The 2,645-nt window shown below is 55.8% G+C and carries 2 rRNA genes (1 of these 2 cut by a window edge); both read right to left on the bottom strand.

Annotated features, from left to right (window positions below):
- Positions 1-3: 3 nt before the first annotated feature.
- Positions 4-120, bottom strand: a 5S ribosomal RNA gene (gene rrf / locus H5965_RS45950).
- Between the two features lie 64 nt (positions 121-184).
- Positions 185-2,645 (bottom strand): 23S ribosomal RNA (locus H5965_RS45945); it runs 655 nt beyond the window's last position.

Here is a 2,645-nt window from a genome sequence, read left to right as displayed (position 1 = left end):
TAAGTTCGGCGGTGTCCTACTCTCCCACAACCCTTCGGTTGCAGTACCATCGGCGCTGTCAGGCTTAGCTTCCGGGTTCGGAATGGGACCGGGCGTTTCCCTGACGCTATAACCACCGAAACACTACGAAACAACACACCTGGTGTGGTGTTTCAGAGCTGTAGAGTGGATGCGTAACATCTTCGTAGGCAAGTCCTCGGCCTATTAGTACCAGTCAACTCGACAACACATTACTGTGCTTCCATTTCTGGCCTATCAACCCAATGGTCTGTTGGGGGCCTTAACCCACATGGGGTGGGATACCTCATCTTGGAACAGGCTTCCCGCTTAGATGCCTTCAGCGGTTATCCCTTCCGAACGTGGCCAACCAGCCATGCCCTTGGCAGAACAACTGGCACACCAGAGGTTCGTCCGTCCCGGTCCTCTCGTACTAGGGACAGCCTTCCTCAAGTATCCTACGCGCGCGGCGGATAGGGACCGAACTGTCTCACGACGTTCTAAACCCAGCTCGCGTGCCGCTTTAATGGGCGAACAGCCCAACCCTTGGGACCTACTCCGGCCCCAGGATGCGACGAGCCGACATCGAGGTGCCAAACCATGCCGTCGATATGGACTCTTGGGCAAGATCAGCCTGTTATCCCCGGGGTACCTTTTATCCGTTGAGCGACACCCCTTCCACCAGGAGGTGCCGGATCACTAGTCCCGACTTTCGTCCCTGCTCGACATGTCTGTCTCACAGTCAAGCTCCCTTGTGCACTTGCACTCAACACCTGATTGCCAACCAGGCTGAGGGAACCTTTGGGCGCCTCCGTTACCCTTTAGGAGGCAACCGCCCCAGTTAAACTACCCATCAGGCACTGTCCCTGAACCAGATCATGGCCCGAGGTTCAGATTCCCAATTCGACCAGAGTGGTATTTCAACAACGACTCCACCACAACTAGCGTTGCAGCTTCACAGTCTCCCACCTATCCTACACAAGCCGAACCGAAAACCAATACCAAACTATAGTAAAGGTCCCGGGGTCTTTCCGTCCTGCCGCGCGTAACGAGCATCTTTACTCGTAGTGCAATTTCGCCGGGCCTGTGGTTGAGACAGCCGGAAAGTCGTTACGCCATTCGTGCAGGTCGGAACTTACCCGACAAGGAATTTCGCTACCTTAGGATGGTTATAGTTACCACCGCCGTTTACTGGCGCTTAAATTCTCAGCTTCGCCATTACTGGCTAACCGGTCCTCTTAACGTTCCAGCACCGGGCAGGCGTCAGTCCATATACATCGTCTTGCGACTTCGCATGGACCTGTGTTTTTAGTAAACAGTCGCTTTCCGCTGGTCTCTGCGGCCACCCACCCCTAGCCTGCAAGAAGCTTCAGGATGTTTGGCCCCCCTTCTCCCGAAGTTACGGGGGCATTTTGCCGAGTTCCTTAACCACAGTTCACCCGATCGCCTTGGTATTCTCTACCTGACCACCTGTGTTGGTTTGGGGTACGGGCCGTGCATGCACTCACTAGAGGCTTTTCTCGGCAGCATAGGATCACTCTACTTCGCCTCAAACGGCTACACATCACGTCTCAGCCTCATAGTGGCGGATTTGCCTATGCCTTCTCCTACACGCTTATACCAGGACAACCATCGCCTGGCGGAGCTACCTTCCTGCGTCACCCCATCGCTTGACTACTACGAAATCAGGTCCCACGCTCCACAATGCCAACTCCGCCCGAAGGCTTCGCCGGCACGCTTTGGGTGGTTAGTATCAAACGCCTCGTCATGGGCGCACATGCTCGGGTACGGGAATATCAACCCGTTGTCCATCGACTACGCCTGTCGGCCTCGCCTTAGGTCCCGACTTACCCTGGGCGGATTAGCCTGGCCCAGGAACCCTTGGTCATCCGGCGGCAGAGTTTCTCACTCTGCATTCGCTACTCATGCCTGCATTCTCACTCCCACACCCTCCACGACTGAGTTACCTCGCCGCTTCCCTGGATGCAGGACGCTCCCCTACCCATCCACACCACTAGACAACCGTACGAATACGGAAGCCGATGTATTGTGTGAATGACACAGCTTCGGCGGTGTGCTTAAGCCCCGCTACATTGTCGGCGCAGGACCACTTGACCAGTGAGCTATTACGCACTCTTTCAAGGGTGGCTGCTTCTAAGCCAACCTCCTGGTTGTCTGGGCAATCCCACATCCTTTCCCACTGAGCACACACTTAGGGGCCTTAGCTGGTGTTCTGGGCTGTTTCCCTCTCGACGACGAAGCTTATCCCCCGCCGTCTCACTGCCACGCTCTCACTAACCGGTATTCGGAGTTTGGTTGATTTCGGTAACCCGGTAAGGCCCCTAGACCATCCAGTAGCTCTACCCCCGGCAAGAAACACGTGACGCTGCACCTAAATGCATTTCGGGGAGAACCAGCTATCACGGAGTTTGATTGGCCTTTCACCCCTACCCACAGCTCATCCCCTCAGTTTTCAACCTAAGTGGGTTCGGGCCTCCACGACGTCTTACCGTCGCTTCACCCTGGCCATGGGTAGATCACTCCGCTTCGGGTCTAGACCACGCGACTACATTCGCCCTATTCAGACTCGCTTTCGCTACGGCTACCCCACACGGGTTAACCTCGCCACGCAGCACTAACTCGCAGGC

Source organism: Amycolatopsis sp. 505 (assembly GCF_031625235.1).
Classification (GTDB): Bacteria; Actinomycetota; Actinomycetes; order Mycobacteriales; family Pseudonocardiaceae; genus Amycolatopsis.
Note: the sequence above shows the minus strand (reverse complement) of the source record. Positions and strands in the feature narration are given on the sequence as shown.